General features: G+C 72.3%; 19 protein-coding genes. 17 read left to right on the forward strand and 2 right to left on the reverse strand.

The window, feature by feature from the left end; genetic code table 11:
- Positions 1 to 2: 2 nt before the first annotated feature.
- The 7 genes from OG379_RS23530 to OG379_RS23560 all read left to right on the forward strand — a co-directional run bounded on the left by OG379_RS23530 (position 3) and on the right by OG379_RS23560 (position 5,635).
- Positions 3 to 371: a holo-ACP synthase gene (locus tag OG379_RS23530; protein ID WP_362934985.1), complete on the forward strand. Its 369-nt coding sequence runs from the start codon at positions 3 to 5 to the stop codon at positions 369 to 371.
- A gap of 3 nt (positions 372 to 374) precedes the next feature.
- Entirely contained in the window at positions 375 to 1,820 is a 1,446-nt protein-coding gene (locus OG379_RS23535; RefSeq protein ID WP_405665013.1) for an NAD(P)H-hydrate dehydratase, read from the forward strand.
- 37 nt (positions 1,821 to 1,857) lie between these two features.
- On the forward strand, positions 1,858 to 2,241 hold the full coding sequence (locus OG379_RS23540) for a DUF488 domain-containing protein (protein WP_393762435.1): 384 nt from the start codon (positions 1,858 to 1,860) through the stop codon (positions 2,239 to 2,241).
- A 61-nt stretch (positions 2,242 to 2,302) separates the two neighbouring features.
- On the forward strand, positions 2,303 to 3,457 hold the full coding sequence (gene alr / locus OG379_RS23545) for an alanine racemase (RefSeq protein WP_405665014.1): 1,155 nt from the start codon (positions 2,303 to 2,305) through the stop codon (positions 3,455 to 3,457).
- Between the two features lie 51 nt (positions 3,458 to 3,508).
- Complete coding sequence (locus tag OG379_RS23550; protein ID WP_393762431.1) at positions 3,509 to 4,735, forward strand: alpha/beta fold hydrolase; 1,227 nt, start codon at positions 3,509 to 3,511, stop codon at positions 4,733 to 4,735.
- 19 nt (positions 4,736 to 4,754) lie between these two features.
- On the forward strand, positions 4,755 to 5,297 hold the full coding sequence (tsaE, locus tag OG379_RS23555; RefSeq protein WP_405665016.1) for a tRNA (adenosine(37)-N6)-threonylcarbamoyltransferase complex ATPase subunit type 1 TsaE: 543 nt from the start codon (positions 4,755 to 4,757) through the stop codon (positions 5,295 to 5,297).
- A gap of 155 nt (positions 5,298 to 5,452) precedes the next feature.
- Positions 5,453 to 5,635, forward strand: coding sequence for a hypothetical protein (locus tag OG379_RS23560; protein WP_405665017.1), 183 nt, complete (start codon positions 5,453 to 5,455; stop codon positions 5,633 to 5,635).
- Positions 5,636 to 5,686: 51 nt separating this feature from the next.
- On the opposite strand, the gene OG379_RS23565 is transcribed toward OG379_RS23560, so the two are convergent.
- Positions 5,687 to 6,244: a hypothetical protein gene (locus OG379_RS23565; RefSeq protein WP_405665018.1), complete on the reverse strand. Its 558-nt coding sequence runs from the start codon at positions 6,242 to 6,244 to the stop codon at positions 5,687 to 5,689.
- 169 nt (positions 6,245 to 6,413) lie between these two features.
- Here OG379_RS23565 and tsaB point away from each other — a divergent pair, with 169 nt between their 5' ends.
- The 7 genes from tsaB (at position 6,414) to OG379_RS23600 (ending at position 10,540) form a co-directional block, all read left to right on the forward strand.
- Positions 6,414 to 7,061, forward strand: a complete 648-nt coding sequence (gene tsaB, locus OG379_RS23570; RefSeq protein WP_393762499.1) for a tRNA (adenosine(37)-N6)-threonylcarbamoyltransferase complex dimerization subunit type 1 TsaB — start codon at positions 6,414 to 6,416, stop codon at positions 7,059 to 7,061.
- A complete protein-coding gene (rimI, locus tag OG379_RS23575) occupies positions 7,058 to 7,549 on the forward strand; it encodes a ribosomal protein S18-alanine N-acetyltransferase (protein ID WP_405665019.1) in 492 nt (163 codons plus the stop codon). Before tsaB ends, rimI begins: the two co-directional genes overlap by 4 nt.
- Positions 7,549 to 8,655, forward strand: a complete 1,107-nt coding sequence (tsaD, locus tag OG379_RS23580; RefSeq protein ID WP_405665020.1) for a tRNA (adenosine(37)-N6)-threonylcarbamoyltransferase complex transferase subunit TsaD — start codon at positions 7,549 to 7,551, stop codon at positions 8,653 to 8,655. The genes rimI and tsaD overlap by 1 nt, the downstream gene beginning before the upstream one ends.
- Positions 8,652 to 8,921, forward strand: a complete 270-nt coding sequence (locus OG379_RS23585; protein ID WP_405665021.1) for a hypothetical protein — start codon at positions 8,652 to 8,654, stop codon at positions 8,919 to 8,921. Before tsaD ends, OG379_RS23585 begins: the two co-directional genes overlap by 4 nt.
- A gap of 98 nt (positions 8,922 to 9,019) precedes the next feature.
- Positions 9,020 to 9,484 carry a VOC family protein gene (locus OG379_RS23590; protein WP_393762417.1) on the forward strand — a complete coding sequence of 155 codons (465 nt, stop codon included), beginning with the start codon at positions 9,020 to 9,022 and terminating at the stop codon, positions 9,482 to 9,484.
- Positions 9,485 to 9,562: 78 nt separating this feature from the next.
- The gene (locus OG379_RS23595) at positions 9,563 to 9,835 is read left to right on the forward strand and encodes a DUF1876 domain-containing protein (protein WP_104791830.1); all 273 of its coding nucleotides are present in this window, start codon (positions 9,563 to 9,565) and stop codon (positions 9,833 to 9,835) included.
- Positions 9,836 to 9,889: 54 nt separating this feature from the next.
- Entirely contained in the window at positions 9,890 to 10,540 is a 651-nt protein-coding gene (locus OG379_RS23600) for a hypothetical protein (protein WP_405665022.1), read from the forward strand.
- On the opposite strand, the gene OG379_RS23605 is transcribed toward OG379_RS23600, so the two are convergent.
- On the reverse strand, positions 10,541 to 11,764 hold the full coding sequence (locus OG379_RS23605; RefSeq protein ID WP_405665023.1) for a THUMP-like domain-containing protein: 1,224 nt from the start codon (positions 11,762 to 11,764) through the stop codon (positions 10,541 to 10,543).
- Positions 11,765 to 11,854: 90 nt separating this feature from the next.
- Here OG379_RS23605 and OG379_RS23610 point away from each other — a divergent pair, with 90 nt between their 5' ends.
- The 3 genes from OG379_RS23610 to groL all read left to right on the forward strand — a co-directional run bounded on the left by OG379_RS23610 (position 11,855) and on the right by groL (position 15,117).
- The gene (locus OG379_RS23610; protein WP_405665024.1) at positions 11,855 to 12,808 is read left to right on the forward strand and encodes a polysaccharide deacetylase family protein; all 954 of its coding nucleotides are present in this window, start codon (positions 11,855 to 11,857) and stop codon (positions 12,806 to 12,808) included.
- A gap of 273 nt (positions 12,809 to 13,081) precedes the next feature.
- Positions 13,082 to 13,390: a co-chaperone GroES gene (groES, locus tag OG379_RS23615; protein ID WP_003966899.1), complete on the forward strand. Its 309-nt coding sequence runs from the start codon at positions 13,082 to 13,084 to the stop codon at positions 13,388 to 13,390.
- A 98-nt stretch (positions 13,391 to 13,488) separates the two neighbouring features.
- On the forward strand, positions 13,489 to 15,117 hold the full coding sequence (groL, locus tag OG379_RS23620) for a chaperonin GroEL (RefSeq protein ID WP_104788346.1): 1,629 nt from the start codon (positions 13,489 to 13,491) through the stop codon (positions 15,115 to 15,117).
- Positions 15,118 to 15,176 lie beyond the last annotated feature (59 nt).

The raw sequence follows: 15,176 nt of genomic DNA on the forward strand, positions 1-15,176 counted from the left end.
GCGTGATCATTGGGGTCGGGATCGATGTGGCGGAGATCGAGCGCTTCGGCGCCGCGCTGGGGCGCACGCCGCAGCTGGCCGAGCGGCTCTTCCTGGAGCGGGAGCTCCTGCTGCCCGGCGGGGAGCGGCGGGGGATCGCCTCGCTGGCGGCCAGGTTCGCCGCCAAGGAGGCCCTGGCCAAGGCGCTCGGCGCACCGGGCGGCCTGCTCTGGACCGACGCCGAGGTGTGCGTCGAGGACAGCGGGAAGCCACGCCTGGAGGTCCGCGGCACCGTCGCGGCCCGGGCGGCCGAGCTCGGCGTGCGCAGCTGGCACGTCTCGCTCAGCCACGACGCGGGGGTGGCGTCCGCCGTGGTGATCGCGGAGGGTTGAGGTATGCGACATGCCTACAGCGTCGAGACCGTAAGGACCGCCGAGAAGGCGCTCATGGCACGGCTCCCGGAGGGCGCGCTGATGCAGCGCGCCGCCGCCGGGCTCGCGGTGGCCTGCGGTGACCTGCTCCGGCGCAACGGGCGGGTCTACGGCTCCCGGGTGCTGCTCCTCGTCGGCAGCGGCGACAACGGCGGCGACACGCTGTACGCGGGGGCCCGGCTGGCCCGGCGCGGAGCCGGCGTGCGGGCCGTGCTGACCTCGCCGGACAAGGTCCACCGGGCCGCACTCGCCGCCCTGCTGGCCGCCGGTGGGCAGGTCCTGGACACCCCCGAGGGGCTGAGCCCCGTCGACCTCGTCGTCGACGGGATCACCGGGATCGGCGGCCGCGGCGGCCTGCGCCCCGAGGCCGCCGAGCTGGTCCGCTCGGTCACCGGGGGCCACGCGCCCGTGCTGGCGGTTGACCTGCCGAGCGGGGTCGAGGCGGACACCGGCCAGGTGCTCGGCGCGGCCGTACGGGCGGACGCGACGGTCACCTTCGGTACGTACAAGCCGGGGCTGCTCATCGACCCCGCCGCCGAACACGCGGGCGCCCTCCGGCTCGTCGACATCGGACTGGCGGCGGAGCTGCCCGCGCGCCCCGACCTGGAAGCCCTCCAGTACGCCGACGTGGCCGCCCTGCTGCCCGTGCCCGACGCCGAGAGCGACAAGTACCGGCGCGGGGTCGTCGGGGTGGCCGCGGGCTCGGAGCGGTACCCGGGCGCGGCCGTGCTCGCCGTCGCCGGGGCGCTGCGGGGCGGCGCCGGAGCCGTGCGGTACGCGGGCCCCGGGGCCGACGCGGTGGTCGCCCGCTTCCCGGAGACCCTGGTGCACCCCGGGCCGCCGTCGAAGGCCGGGCGCGTCCAGGCGTGGGTGGTCGGGCCCGGGCTCGGCGACGGTGCGCAGGCCGCGACCGCGGTGTCCGACGTGCTGGCCGCGGACGTCCCCGTGCTGGTCGACGCGGACGGGCTGCGGCTGATGGACGCCGGGGCCGTACGGGAGCGGACCGCCGCCACCGTCCTCACCCCGCACGCCGGTGAGGCCGCCGCACTGCTGGGCGTGGAGCGCGAGGAGGTCGAGGCGGGCCGGCTCGCCGCCGTACGGGAGCTTGCCGCGCGCTACCGCGCCACGGTGCTGCTGAAGGGCTCGACGACCCTCGTCGCGGAGGCCGGGGACACGCCCGTGCGGGTCAATCCGACCGGGACGTCCTGGCTGGCCACAGCCGGCAGCGGCGATGTGCTCTCCGGGCTGACCGGTTCGCTGCTGGCCGCGGGCCTCGCCCCGCGCGACGCCGCGTCGGTGGGCGCCTATCTGCACGGGCTCGCGGCCCGCCGGACCTCCGACGGGGCGCCGGTGACGGCACAGGACGTCGCGGACGCCGTACCGGCTGCCTGGCGGGACGTGCGGGCCTGATCCAGGCTGGAGGCACGGGAACGGAAGGTGGTCGGTCGTGGGCAGCGGCAGCGGCATCCGCGTACGCAGGGTCTACGACCCTCCGGAGGAGGACGACGGCACCCGCGTGCTCGTCGACCGGCTCTGGCCGCGGGGGATCTCCAAGGAGCACGCGGCGGTGGACCTGTGGGCCAAGGACGTGACGCCCTCGAAGGAACTCCGCACCTGGTACCACGAGGACCGCGACACCCGGTACGACGAGTTCGTGGACCGCTACCGGACCGAGCTCGGCGACCCCGCGCACACCGAGGCCGTCGAGCAGCTGCTCGCACTGCTGCGCCGGGGCGGCGCCTTCACCCTCGTCACGGCGGTGAAGGACGTCCCGGTCAGCCATGTCCCGGTGCTCGTCGAGCATCTGGAGCACGCCCTGGACCACCGCTGACCGCCTCACCGGGCACAGAGGGTCGAGGGCACAGGCGTACGGCTCTGAGAGACTGGGCGCGATGAACGAGACAGCGACCCTGAGAGCCCGTGCCGAGATCGACCTCGCCGCGTTGCGCGCCAATGTGCGGGAACTGCGCGCGCGGGCGTCCGGGGCGCAGCTCATGGCCGTGGTGAAGTCCGACGCGTACGGGCACGGGGCGCTGCCCTGCGCCAGGGCGGCTCTGGAGGCCGGTGCGGCCTGGCTGGGCACCGCCACCCCGCAGGAGGCGCTCGCGCTGCGCGCGGCCGGGATCGGCGGCCGGGTGATGTGCTGGCTGTGGACGCCCGGCGGCCCCTGGCGCGAGGCGGTCGAGGCCGACATCGATGTCTCGGTGAGCGGTATGTGGGCGCTCGACGAGGTTGTCGCCGCGGCCACGGAGGCCGGGATCCCGGCCCGCGTCCAGCTCAAGGCCGACACGGGCCTGGGACGCAACGGCTGCCAGCCCGCCGACTGGCCGGCGCTCGTCTCGGCCGCACGCGCCGCCGAGGACGCGGGCATCCTGCGCGTCACCGGCCTCTGGTCGCACTTCGCCTGCGCCGACGAGCCCGGCCACCCGTCGATCGCCGCCCAGCTGGACGTCTTCCGCGACATGGTGGCGTACGCCGAGAAGGAGGGCGTCCGGCCCGAGGTGCGGCACATCGCCAACTCCCCGGCGACGCTGACGGTGCCCGAGTCCCACTTCGATCTCGTGCGCACCGGTATCGCGATGTACGGCATCTCGCCCAGCCCCGAGCTGGGCACCTCGGCCGACTTCGGGCTGCGGCCCGTCATGACGCTCGCCGCCTCCGTCGCGCTGGTCAAGCAGGTCCCCCCGGGCCACGGCATCAGCTACGGGCACCACTACACGACCTCCGCCGAGACGACGCTCGCCCTGGTACCGGTCGGCTACGCGGACGGCATCCCCCGCCATGCCTCCGGCCGGGGCCCCGTCCTCGTCGGAGGCGCCGTACGCAGGATCGCGGGCCGGGTGGCGATGGACCAGTTCGTGGTCGACCTCGGGGGCGACGTCCTCGACGCGGGCGCGGAAGCGGTGCTGTTCGGGCCGGGCGACCGGGGCGAGCCGAGCGCCGAGGACTGGGCGCAGGCGGCGGACACGATCGCGTACGAGATCGTCACACGCATCGGCTCACGCGTCCCCCGCGTCCATCTCCACGAGGACTCGGGCCGGGACTGACACCCCGGCCCGGCGGACCCGACCACATCGACGACGAAGGAGCACGGCACGGTGAGCGAGACCAGCGCCGAGGACGTGGTGGCGACGGCGGCCGTCGCGGCGGCCGGCTGGCGCCGGGCGGGCGTCGCCGGGGCGGCGATAGGCGTCATCGCAGCGGGAGCGGCCGCGGGAGTCGCCGTCGAGCGGCTCACCGTCGGCCGGGGCATGCGCAAGAAGGCCCGCCTCGCACTGGACGCCTCCGGTCCGTACGGCTCACTGCGCGGGCAGCCCGGCCGGGCGGTCGCGGACGACGGCACCGAGCTGTACTACGAGGTCGACGAGATCGAGCCGGACGGCGGGACGGGCCGTGCGGGCGTGGGCGCCGGGGCGAGCACCCCCGCGGGCTCCGGCAAGCGCCGGCGCAGGCTCTTCGGCAGCAAGGACCCCGCGCCCCTGACCGTCGTCTTCAGCCACGGCTACTGCCTCGGCCAGGACTCCTGGCACTTCCAGCGGGCGGCGCTCCGCGGCCTGGTCCGCGCGGTCTACTGGGACCAGCGCAGCCACGGCCGGTCCGAGCGGGGCAGGGCGCAGGCCGAGGGCGTACCGGTCGGCATCGACCAGCTCGGCCGCGACCTCAAGGCGGTCCTCGACGCCGCGGCTCCCGAGGGCCCGCTGGTGCTGGTCGGGCACTCCATGGGCGGCATGACGATGATGGCGCTCGCCGACCGGTATCCGGAGCTGATCCGCGACCGGGTGGCCGCGGTCGCGTTCGTGGGGACGTCGAGCGGCAAGCTCGGCGAGGTGAACTTCGGGCTGCCGGTGGCGGGCGTGAACGCGGTGCGCCGGGTGCTGCCCGGGGTCCTGAAGGCGCTCGGCTCGCAGGCGGAGCTGGTGGAGCGCGGTCGGCGGGCGACCGCCGACCTGTTCGCGGGGCTGATCAAGCGGTATTCGTTCGGGTCGCGCGACGTGGACCCGGCGGTCGCGCGGTTCGCGGAACGGCTCATCGAGTCCACCCCGATCGATGTGGTCGCCGAGTTCTACCCGGCCTTCACGGAGCACGACAAGAGTGAGGCCCTGCCCGCCTTCCGCGGGCTTCCGGTGCTGATCCTGGCCGGTGACAAGGACCTCGTGACGCCGAGCTCCCACAGCGAGGCCATCGCGGACGAGCTTCCGGACGCGGAGCTGGTCATCGTGCCGGACGCCGGTCATCTGGTGATGCTGGAGCACCCCGAGACGGTGACCGACCGGCTCGCGGACCTGCTGGTGCGGATCGGAGCCGTTCCGGCCGAGGGGTGCTGATCCTCTACCGTTGGTCGGCATGGAAGCAGCGCACAACGGCCCCGCGGCCGACACCGTCGAACCGGGCACCGTCACCCTGGACGTCGCCGTCGAGTCCCCCGAAGAGATGAAGGAGCTGGGCCGCCGGATCGCCGGTGTGCTGGCCCCCGGCGACCTGGTGATGCTCAGCGGCGAGCTCGGCGCGGGCAAGACCACCCTCACCCGCGGCCTCGGTGAGGGCCTCGGGGTACGCGGTGCCGTCACCTCGCCGACCTTCGTGATCGCCCGGGTCCATCCGCCGCTGGGAGAGGGCCCCGCCCTGGTCCACGTCGACGCGTACCGCCTGGGCGGCGGGCTCGACGAGATGGAGGACCTGGACCTCGACGTGTCGCTGCCGGAGTCGGTGATCGTCGTGGAGTGGGGCGACGGCAAGGTCGAGGAACTCTCGGAGGACCGGCTGCGGGTGGTGATCGACCGCGCGGTCGGCGACACGGACGACGAGCGCCGCGCGGTGACCCTGACGGGCATCGGCGCGCGCTGGTCGGGACTGGACGCGGAGCTGGCGGCGCTCCGGGAGCTCTGAGGGGCGGAGCGGCTTCCGTGACCCTGTTTCCCGGCGCTTTCCGACAGGACGTCGGTAAAATGTTGCGCCGGGGCGGCCCGTCGTGGTCACATGGGATACAGGGACTGGTTAGGTCTACCTAACCACGCCTCTCACCGAAGCCCGAGGAGGCATCCATGCCGGGACCCGAGCGTGAAGTGCAGCCGCAGCCGCAGCAGGCGGAGTCACCGTCGGTCTCCGCCGTGTCGATGAAGGACCTGCTGGCCTCCTGCGCCGCCGCGACGGCGGTGTCGACGCCGCCCCGCGGCGAGGACGCCGATGAGGGCGATGCCGAGGACCTGGGGCGCGACGCCGCTTAAGGACGCCGCTCAAGGCCCTCAGGGCCCTCAAGGCCCAGGCCCTCAGGGCCCTCAGGGGACGACGACGACCTTCACGCCGACCGTGGCGAAGGTCCACAGAGCGTTACCGTCGGCGCGCTTCATGCGGACGCCGCCGGTCTTCATCGTGGGGTCGGGGCTTTCCATCGAGTTGTCCTGCGCGGCGCTGAAGCCCACGGAGACGTCGCCGACGTTCGCGAAACGCACCACGTGCTCGATCGGGACGCCGTCCGATCCCTTGATGCTGCCGGAGCGCGAGGTCACCGCGTAGACGCCGGGCAACGGGTTCACGGAGCTCGGCATGACGGTGAACGTCCGGAGAGCCTTCTCCTTGTCGTCCACGATCCACACCCGGCGGTCCTTCAGCGCGTACACGACGCGGGTCCCGGTGTCGGAGTCGGCGGGGACCGCGAGCGGCTCCTTCGTCGGCTTGGGCTTCGCGGAGGGGGCGGCCGTCGGCCCGGAGGCCTTGTCCGAGGGCGCGGCGACCGAGTCGGGCGCGTTGGCCGACGCCTGGTAGGCGAGGAAACAGACCGCGGCCAACGCCGCGGCAGTGAGCCCGGCCACGATTCCCGAGCTGCCCCTTGCCACCGTGAGGTCCCCTTTCACATGCCGTCCGTCGCATGTCGTACAAGCATTTACGTCGTACACGCGTATACCCGGCGACGGTACCAGCAGCGGCAGGGCAGACCGGGACGTTGTACGGGCTGCCGTGACCGGGTCGGCGGAGCCGTAGGCTGTTTGTGTGCTGCTGCTCGCCATGGATACCGCCACCCCCGCCGTCACCGTCGCACTCCACGACGGGTCCTCCGTCGTGGCCGAGACAGGTCAGGTCGATGCCCGGAGGCACGGGGAGCTGCTGCTGCCCGCCGTCGACCGGGTCCTCGCCGAGGCCGGGGTGAAGCTCGACGCCGTGACCGACGTTGCCGTCGGCGTCGGACCCGGCCCCTACACCGGGCTGCGCGTCGGCCTCGTCACCGCCGCCACCTTCGGCTCCGCCCTCTCCGTGCCGGTGCACGGACTCTGCACGCTGGACGCCCTCGCGTACGCCGCCGGACGGGACGGCCTCGAAGGCCCGTTCGCCGTGGCGACCGACGCGCGCCGCAAGGAGGTCTACTGGGCGCGGTACGAGGACTTCCGCACCCGGGACGGTGAGCCCGCCGTCGACCGGCCCGCCGACATCGCGGACCGGCTCGCCGGACTGCCCGTCGTCGGCGCGGGTGCGCTGCTCTACCCCGAGGCCTTCCCCGACGCCCGCGGCCCGGAACACGTCTCCGCCGCCGCGCTCGCCGCCCTGGCCGCCGAGCGGCTGGCCTCCGGCGCCGCGCTGCTGCCGCCGCAGCCGCTCTATCTGCGCAGGCCCGACGCCCAGGTCCCGAAGAACTACAAGGTGGTCACCCCCAAGTGACCACCGCGACCGCTGTGCTCCGCGAGATGCGCTGGTGGGACATCGATCCGGTGCTGGAGCTGGAACACGAGTTGTTCCCCGACGACGCCTGGTCCGCCGGCATGTTCTGGTCCGAGCTGGCCCGAGCGCGCGGGCCCCGGGCCACGCACCGCTACGTCGTCGCCGAGGACCCCGTCGACGGCCGGATCGTCGGCTACGCGGGCCTCGCCTCGGCCGGTGACCTCGCCGACGTCCAGACGATCGCGGTCAGCCGCGGCCAGTGGGGCGGCGGCCTCGGATCCGAACTCCTCACCGACCTGCTCCGGCACGCCACGGCCTTCGAGTGCACCGCCGTGCTCCTGGAGGTCCGTGTCGACAACACCCGCGCGCAGAAACTCTACGAACGCTTCGGCTTCGAACCCATCGGCTTCCGCCGTGGCTACTACCAGCCGGGGAACATCGACGCACTCGTCATGCGGCTGACCGTACAAGGAACAGAGACAGACTGATGGCTGACGAACCGCTCGTACTCGGTATCGAGACCTCCTGCGACGAGACCGGCGTCGGCATCGTGCGCGGCACGACGCTCCTCGCCGACGCCGTGGCGTCCAGCGTCGAGACGCACGCCCGCTTCGGCGGTGTCGTCCCCGAGATCGCCTCCCGCGCCCACCTGGAATCGATGGTGCCCACCATCGAGCGCGCCCTGAAGGAAGCCGGGATCAGCGCCCGTGACCTCGACGGCATCGCCGTCACGGCCGGCCCCGGGCTCGCCGGGGCGCTGCTCGTCGGTGTGTCGGCCGCCAAGGCGTACGCGTACGCCCTGAACAAGCCGCTGTACGGGGTGAACCACCTGGCCTCGCACATCTGCGTCGACCAGCTGGAGCACGGCCCGCTGCCCGAGCCGACGATGGCGCTGCTGGTGAGCGGCGGGCACTCCTCGCTGCTGCTGGCCCCGGACATCACGAGCGACGTACGGCCGCTGGGCGCGACCATCGACGACGCGGCGGGCGAGGCGTTCGACAAGATCGCCCGGGTGCTGGACCTCGGCTTCCCCGGCGGCCCGGTCATCGACCGGCTGGCCAGGGAGGGCGATCCGAAGGTGATCGCGTTCCCCCGGGGACTGAGCGGCTCGCGCGATCCGGCGTACGACTTCTCCTTCTCCGGGCTCAAGACGTCCGTGGCGCGCTGGATCGAGGCGAAGCGCGCGGCCGGCGAGGACGTGCCCGTGCGCGACGTGGCGGCGTCCTTCCAGGAGGCCGTGGTGGACGTCCTCACCCGCAAGGCCGTCCGGGCGTGCAAGGACGAGGGCGTCGACCACCTGATGATCGGCGGCGGCGTGGCGGCCAACTCGCGGCTGCGGGCGCTCGCCGAGGAGCGGTGCGAGAGGGCGGGCATCCGGCTGCGGGTCCCCAGGCCGGGGCTCTGCACGGACAACGGCGCCATGGTCGCCGCGCTGGGCGCGGAGATGGTCGCGCGCAACCGGCCGGTGTCGGACCTGGACCTCTCGGCGGACTCCTCGTTGCCGGTCACGGAGACCCATGTGCCGGGTGTCCACGGGCACAGCCACAGCCACGACCACGTGCACGAGGTCAGCAAGGACAACCTCTACTCATGACCGTCGCCCTGATGTGGGAGGCCCGCGCCGCCGAGGGCCGCGGCGCGGAGCTGCTGGAGTGGGCCCGGGCCCGGGCGGCCGAGCTGGCCCGGGAGCCGCTGCGCGGCGAGCTCCTGCGGGCGCCGCAGGACCGGGTGCTCGTGCTGACCTGGTGGGACGCGGAATACGACGACGAGCTGCCCGAGCTGCCCGAGCCGGAGGCCGGTCTGATCAGCCGCCCGGTGCACCGGTGGCGGTTCGAATCCCTGGGTCCGGCGGTCGGCTGACGGGCGTACGGGCCGCGCGTGTTCCGATGAGTTCCGGGCGCGGGCGCGGTCTACCTTGCACAGCGAACGACGACGTTCCTTGTGCGAGGAGAGAGACCATGCAGAAGATCAGGCCCTGTCTGTGGTTCGACGACCAGGCCCAGGAGGCCGCGGAGTTCTACGTCTCGGTCTTCGGCGGGGACTCCCGCATCGTCGACATCAGCCGTAATTCCGACGCCGCGCCGGGGGAGACCGGTTCGGTCCTGACGGTGGACTTCGTGCTCGCCGGCCAGGAGTACCTCGGTCTCAACGGCGGCCCGCACTTCCACTTCAGCGAGGCCATCTCGCTCAGTGTGGACTGCGCGGACCAGGAGGAGGTCGACACCCTGTGGGCGAAGCTCACCGACGGCGGTGAGGAGAGCATGTGCGGGTGGCTGAAGGACAGGTACGGCCTGTCCTGGCAGATCGTCCCGCGCGCGCTGCCCGAGCTGCTCGCGGGTCCCGACCGGGCCAAGGCCGACCGCGTGATGAAGGCGATGATGGGGATGCGGAAGCTGGACGTCCAGGCCTTGCGCGACGCCTGAGCCGCGCTGTGCCGCACGCCGTGCGCGGGTGGGGGATCGGGCGCACCCTGGAAGCAGGAATCCCGGGAGGTGACCGACATGATGGAGACCACGGTCGGCTGGCACATCGAGCTGGAATTCGAGGAGGACACCCATCGGACCCGCGCGGCCGCGATGGTGCGGCTGAGCGACGGGACCGAGGTGCGGGCCCACGGGTACGCCAGCCGCCACCCCTCCGACGCGGAGCAGCCGAGGGTCGGCGAGGAGATCGCCGGCGCCCGTGCGCTCAACGAGCTGGCGATGAAGCTGCTCACCAAGGCGCACGACGAGATCGACGAGGCGTCCGGCCGCACGTCGTACCCGCTGACCTGACGCAGGCCTGTCCGTCGTTCCGGGGCGGGCGCGGCACTCGGTAATCTCTGGGCCATGCCCAGTCGTTCACCGCTTCCGCCGCCTCCTCCGCCCGTGGAGATACGTACGTGGCCCGACCGCGACGCCCTGCTGAGGGACCGGGCGCTGATCCTCGGTGAGCTGGTGAAGATGTTCATCGGACCGGGGCGGCTCGGAATTCTCTGGATGTGGGCGGGGACCGCCGCGCTCGGCTGGTCCCTGGTGGGTTCGGCGTTCCTCATGTTCGAGGACGCCTACGACGCTCTCGGTGTGATTCCGGGAGTCATCTGTCTCGCCGTCGGTGCCGCGGTGCTGGTCCCCGCGGCCGTACTCATGGCCGTGGGCGTGGCCAGGGACCTGCGGGTCCACCGCCTGCTCGTGCAGTGGGGCGCGCTGGACCGAGACCCTGAGGGGGACAAGCTCCTGCGCCGGCCGCGGGCGAGCCTCGCGTGGCTGCTGATGTCGTTCACGCTCTGCGCGGCGGGGCTCTTCGGTTGTGTGGCCGTCCCGGCGACCGCCCGGGCGGGCGAGGAGACGTACGGCCTCGTGGCCTGGCTGATGGGGCTCGGGTTCCTCGCCTGGCTGACGGGGCTGACCGGCCTGGTGAAGGCTTTCGCCCACCGCCGCTGGGTGCTGCGGATGCCGGCCGGGGCCCCGGCCGAACCGCTGGTCGCGGCGGACCGCTGATCAGGTCCGCTGCACGGGCTGCCCGATCAGCATCGTCGGCGCCCCGGCGACCCGGGTCAGGAAGACGGTGGCCGCGTGCGGCCCCTGGAGCTTCATCTTCCGGCGCAGCTCCTCCGGTTCGACGGCCGAGCCGCGCTTCTTGACGGTCAGCACGCCCACCTGGCGCTCCCTCAGCAGGGCTTTCAGCTTCTTCATGTTGAAGGGCAGCTGATCGGTGATCTCGTACGCGGCCGTGGCGTCGGACTCGTACGGCCGGTCGCTCGTGACGTAGGCGATCGTCTCGTCGATCAGCCTGCCCTCGCACCGTTCCACGATGTCGGCCACCAGATGGGCGCGGATCACGGCGCCGTCAGGCTCGTACAGATAGCGGCCGACGGGACCGACCGGCGGGGCGGGGAGCGGGCCGTCGGAGGCGAGGGTGGTGCGGGACGGGAGCAGCGTCGCCCGGAAGGTGCCGGGGGCGAAGCCCTCGCCGAACCAGAGCACGGCCTCCTTCACGTCTCCGCCGTCCGAGATCCACTCCGCCTCGGCCTGCGGTTCGATCGCCTCGTGCGGGACGCCGGGAGCGATCTTCAGCGCGGCTCGGGGGGCCTTCAGCGCGGCCCCGGTCGCCCAGGAGAGCGGCGGTGAGTAGGCCTCGGGGTCGAAGATCCTGCCTCGCCCGCCGCGCCTCGCGGGGTCGACGAAGACCGCGTCGTACGGGGAGGTGTCGACCTCCGTGACATCGGCGCACCGCACCTCGACGAGGTCCTGGAGGCCGAGCGCCTCGGCGTTGGCGCGGGCGACCTGGGCGGTGAGCGGATCGCGGTCCACCGCCAGGACCGAGATGCCCGCCCTGGCCAGGGCGATCGCGTCCCCGCCGATTCCGCAGCACAGGTCGGCGACGCTCCGTACGCCGAGCTCCGCGAACCGCCCGGCCCGGTAGCCGGCGACCGAGGTCCGGGTCGCCTGCTCCACGCCGTCGGGGGTGAAGAACATGCGGTACGCGTCCGCCGCCCCGAACTTCGCCACGGCTCGCTGACGCAGCCGCGCCTGGCCGAGCGCCGCCGACACGAGGGCGGCGGGGTGCGTGCGGCGCAGCCGGGTCGCGGTCGCCAGCTCCCGGGCGGGGTCGTGGTCGCGCAGCTCGTCCAGGAGCGCCGCGCCCTCGGGGGTGCGGAGGGCGGCGAAGGCGGCGAGCGGGTCGGCCAGGTCGGCCTGATCGGCAGGGGGAAGGGCGTTCACCAGTCCATTGTGAGCCAGCCGGGGGACCCGGCGGGTCCCCCGGAGGTGTCGCCGGAGACGGCCGGGGGCCCGGTGGCAGGATGCGGCGCCATGCAGCTAGTACGACAAAACGACAAAAGAGTCCCAAAGCGCCACAGGCCGGTCTGTGCGGTCCTGGTCGCCCTGCTGGTCGGTGCCGCCGCCTCCGCGTGTGGCGACGGTGCGGACGAAGGGGCCGCCGGGCGGCAGAAGCCGGTGGCCGGGCAGCCGGGAGCCGCCGCCGCGCAGCCGGGCCCCGCCGCGGCCGAGGCGAAGGCGAAGGCCGAGGCCGAGCGGCTGAAGCGGGCGGTCGCAGCTCGTACCGCCGTCGCGAGGAAGTGGGGCCTGGCGAAGGTCCCGCTCGTCGCGCCCGCGCCGCCGGCCGGCAAGCCGCACATCACCACCCGTGAGGGCTTCGAGGTCGAGGGCGGGGAGGATCTGCCGCCGGTCTTCACCACCGTGCCGACCAAGGAGCGGATCGTCTTCCTGACGATGGACGACGGCGCGGAGAAGGACCCCGAACTGCTGCGGATGATGTCGGAGCTGAACATCCCGTACAGCGCCTTCCTCAGCGACTACGAAGTCAGCGACGACTACGAGTACTTCAAGGACATGCAGGCCCGGGGTGTCACCCTCAGCAACCACACGCTCAACCACCGCTATCTCCCGGGGCTCTCCCGGGAGGAGCAGCGACGGGAGATCTGTGGCTCGCAGGACAAGATCGAGAAGTTCCTGGGGAAGCGGCCCACCCTCTTCCGCCCGCCGTACGGCAACTACAACGGCGACACCCTGCGCATCGCCAAGTCCTGCGGCATCAAGGCCGTGCCCCTGTGGGCCGCCGAGGCGTTCCCCGACCACATGGAGTGGCGCGAGTGGGACCAGGACCTGCACCCCGGCGACATCATCCTCACCCACTTCCGGGGGCGTGAGGACTGGGACGGTTCCATGACCGACATGATCCGCAACGTCATGAAGACGGTCACCGACAAGGGATACGCCGTGGCCAGGCTGGAGGACTACGTCTGACGGGCGGTCATCCGCCGGACGGAACCCTGTGGAGATCTCCCGCGTTGTCCGGGCGTGAGCCGGTTCCGCGGCGCCACGCGAGGGTGGTGAATTGGCACTCCGCTTGACCGAGTGCTAATCGCGGTCATAGTGTCAGTGCTGGCACTCCCCGATGGAGAGTGCCAGCACAACCGCGCGACAGGGCAGGTCCGGCACCCGCGACGACGGATCGACCTGGTCGCCACCCCACAGACTGTTAAACCCCGTGAGATCTCCGAAGGGGGAGACCGGATCGTGTCGACCACCAGCTCCAAGGTTGCGATCAAGCCGCTCGAGGACCGCATTGTGGTCCAGCCGCTCGACGCCGAGCAGACCACGGCTTCCGGCCTGGTCATTCCGGACACCGCCAAGGAGAAGCCCCAGGAGGGCGTCGTCCTGGCCGTGGGCCCGGGCCGCTTCGAGAACGGCGAGCGCCTTCCGCTCGACGTCAAGACCGGCGATGTCGTTCTGTACAGCAAGTACGGCGGCACCGAGGTGAAGTACAACGGCGAGGAGTACCTCGTCCTCTCGGCGCGCGACGTTCTCGCGATCGTCGAGAAGTAATTCACCCACGTTTGCTTCTGTTCTGCGCCCCTGGCCCCCTGCGAGATAACTAGCCGGGCGGCGAGGGGCGCAGTTCGTTTGAGAGGACAGCTCAGCCCATGGCGAAGATTCTGAAGTTCGACGAGGACGCCCGTCGCGCCCTTGAGCGCGGCGTCAACAAGCTTGCCGACACGGTGAAGGTGACGATCGGCCCGAAGGGCCGCAACGTCGTCATCGACAAGAAGTTCGGCGCCCCCACCATCACCAACGACGGTGTCACCATCGCGCGCGAGGTCGAGCTCGACGACCCGTACGAGAACCTCGGTGCCCAGCTGGTGAAGGAGGTGGCGACCAAGACCAACGACGTAGCGGGTGACGGCACCACCACCGCCACCGTGCTCGCCCAGGCCCTCGTCCGCGAAGGCCTGCGCAACGTCGCCGCGGGCGCGTCCCCGGCCGCCCTGAAGAAGGGCATCGACGCCGCCGTGAAGGCCGTGTCCGAGGACCTCCTCGCGACCGCCCGCCCGATCGACGACAAGGCCGACATCGCCGCCGTGGCCGCGCTCTCCGCGCAGGACCCGCAGGTCGGCGAGCTCATCGCGGACGCGATGGACAAGGTCGGCAAGGACGGTGTCATCACCGTCGAGGAGTCCAACACCTTCGGTCTGGACCTCGAGTTCACCGAGGGCATGGCCTTCGACAAGGGCTACCTGTCCCCGTACATGGTGACCGACCAGGAGCGTATGGAGGCCGTCCTCGACGACCCGTACATCCTGATCCACCAGGGCAAGATCGGCTCGATCCAGGAGCTGCTCCCGCTGCTGGAGAAGGTCATCCAGGCCGGTGCCTCCAAGCCGCTCCTGATCATCGCCGAGGACGTCGAGGGCGAGGCGCTCTCCACCCTCGTCGTCAACAAGATCCGTGGCACCTTCAACGCCGTCGCGGTGAAGGCCCCGGGCTTCGGTGACCGCCGCAAGGCCATGCTCGGCGACATCGCCACCCTCACCGGTGCGACCGTCATCGCCGAGGAGGTCGGCCTCAAGCTCGACCAGGCCGGTCTGGACGTGCTGGGCACCGCCCGCCGCGTCACCGTCTCCAAGGACGACACGACCATCGTCGACGGCGGCGGCGACTCCGCCGACGTCAAGGGCCGCGTCAACCAGATCAAGGCCGAGATCGAGTCCACGGACTCCGACTGGGACCGCGAGAAGCTCCAGGAGCGCCTCGCGAAGCTGGCCGGCGGCGTGTGCGTGATCCGCGTCGGTGCGGCCACCGAGGTGGAGCTCAAGGAGAAGAAGCACCGTCTGGAGGACGCCATCTCCGCGACCCGCGCCGCGGTCGAGGAGGGCATCGTCTCCGGTGGTGGCTCCGCTCTGGTCCACGCCGTCAAGGTCCTCGAGGGCAACCTCGGCAAGACCGGCGACGAGGCCACGGGTGTCGCGGTCGTGCGCCGCGCCGCCGTCGAGCCGCTCCGCTGGATCGCGGAGAACGCGGGCCTCGAGGGCTACGTCATCACCTCGAAGGTCTCCGAGCTCGACAAGGGTCAGGGCTTCAACGCCGCGACCGGCGAGTACGGCGACCTGGTGAAGGCCGGCGTCATCGACCCGGTCAAGGTCACCCGCTCCGCCCTGGAGAACGCCGCGTCCATCGCGTCGCTGCTGCTCACGACCGAGACCCTGGTCGTCGAGAAGCCGGCCGAGGAAGAGGCCGACGCCGGTCACGGCCACGGTCACGGCCACTCCCACTAGTACGACCCCGTACGCCGCCGAGGCCCGGTACCCCCGTCGCGGGGGCACCGGGCCTCGGT

Origin of the sequence: Streptomyces sp. NBC_01166 (assembly GCF_045039765.1) — a bacterium.
GTDB lineage: Bacteria > Actinomycetota > Actinomycetes > Streptomycetales > Streptomycetaceae > Streptomyces.

Bases quoted from the DNA above. Each gene is read 5' to 3' on its own strand.
- OG379_RS23600 (WP_405665022.1), top strand. From the start codon at position 9,890: ATGCCCAGTCGTTCACCGCTTCCGCCGCCTCCTCCGCCCGTGGAGATA.
- tsaD (WP_405665020.1), top strand. From the start codon at position 7,549: ATGGCTGACGAACCGCTCGTACTCGGTATCGAGACCTCCTGCGACGAG.
- tsaE (WP_405665016.1), top strand. From the start codon at position 4,755: ATGGAAGCAGCGCACAACGGCCCCGCGGCCGACACCGTCGAACCGGGC.
- alr (WP_405665014.1), top strand. From the start codon at position 2,303: ATGAACGAGACAGCGACCCTGAGAGCCCGTGCCGAGATCGACCTCGCC.
- OG379_RS23595 (WP_104791830.1), top strand. From the start codon at position 9,563: ATGATGGAGACCACGGTCGGCTGGCACATCGAGCTGGAATTCGAGGAG.
- OG379_RS23535 (WP_405665013.1), top strand. From the start codon at position 375: ATGCGACATGCCTACAGCGTCGAGACCGTAAGGACCGCCGAGAAGGCG.
- OG379_RS23560 (WP_405665017.1), top strand. From the start codon at position 5,453: ATGCCGGGACCCGAGCGTGAAGTGCAGCCGCAGCCGCAGCAGGCGGAG.
- groL (WP_104788346.1), top strand. From the start codon at position 13,489: ATGGCGAAGATTCTGAAGTTCGACGAGGACGCCCGTCGCGCCCTTGAG.
- OG379_RS23610 (WP_405665024.1), top strand. From the start codon at position 11,855: ATGCAGCTAGTACGACAAAACGACAAAAGAGTCCCAAAGCGCCACAGG.
- OG379_RS23585 (WP_405665021.1), top strand. From the start codon at position 8,652: ATGACCGTCGCCCTGATGTGGGAGGCCCGCGCCGCCGAGGGCCGCGGC.
- OG379_RS23590 (WP_393762417.1), top strand. From the start codon at position 9,020: ATGCAGAAGATCAGGCCCTGTCTGTGGTTCGACGACCAGGCCCAGGAG.
- tsaB (WP_393762499.1), top strand. From the start codon at position 6,414: ATGGATACCGCCACCCCCGCCGTCACCGTCGCACTCCACGACGGGTCC.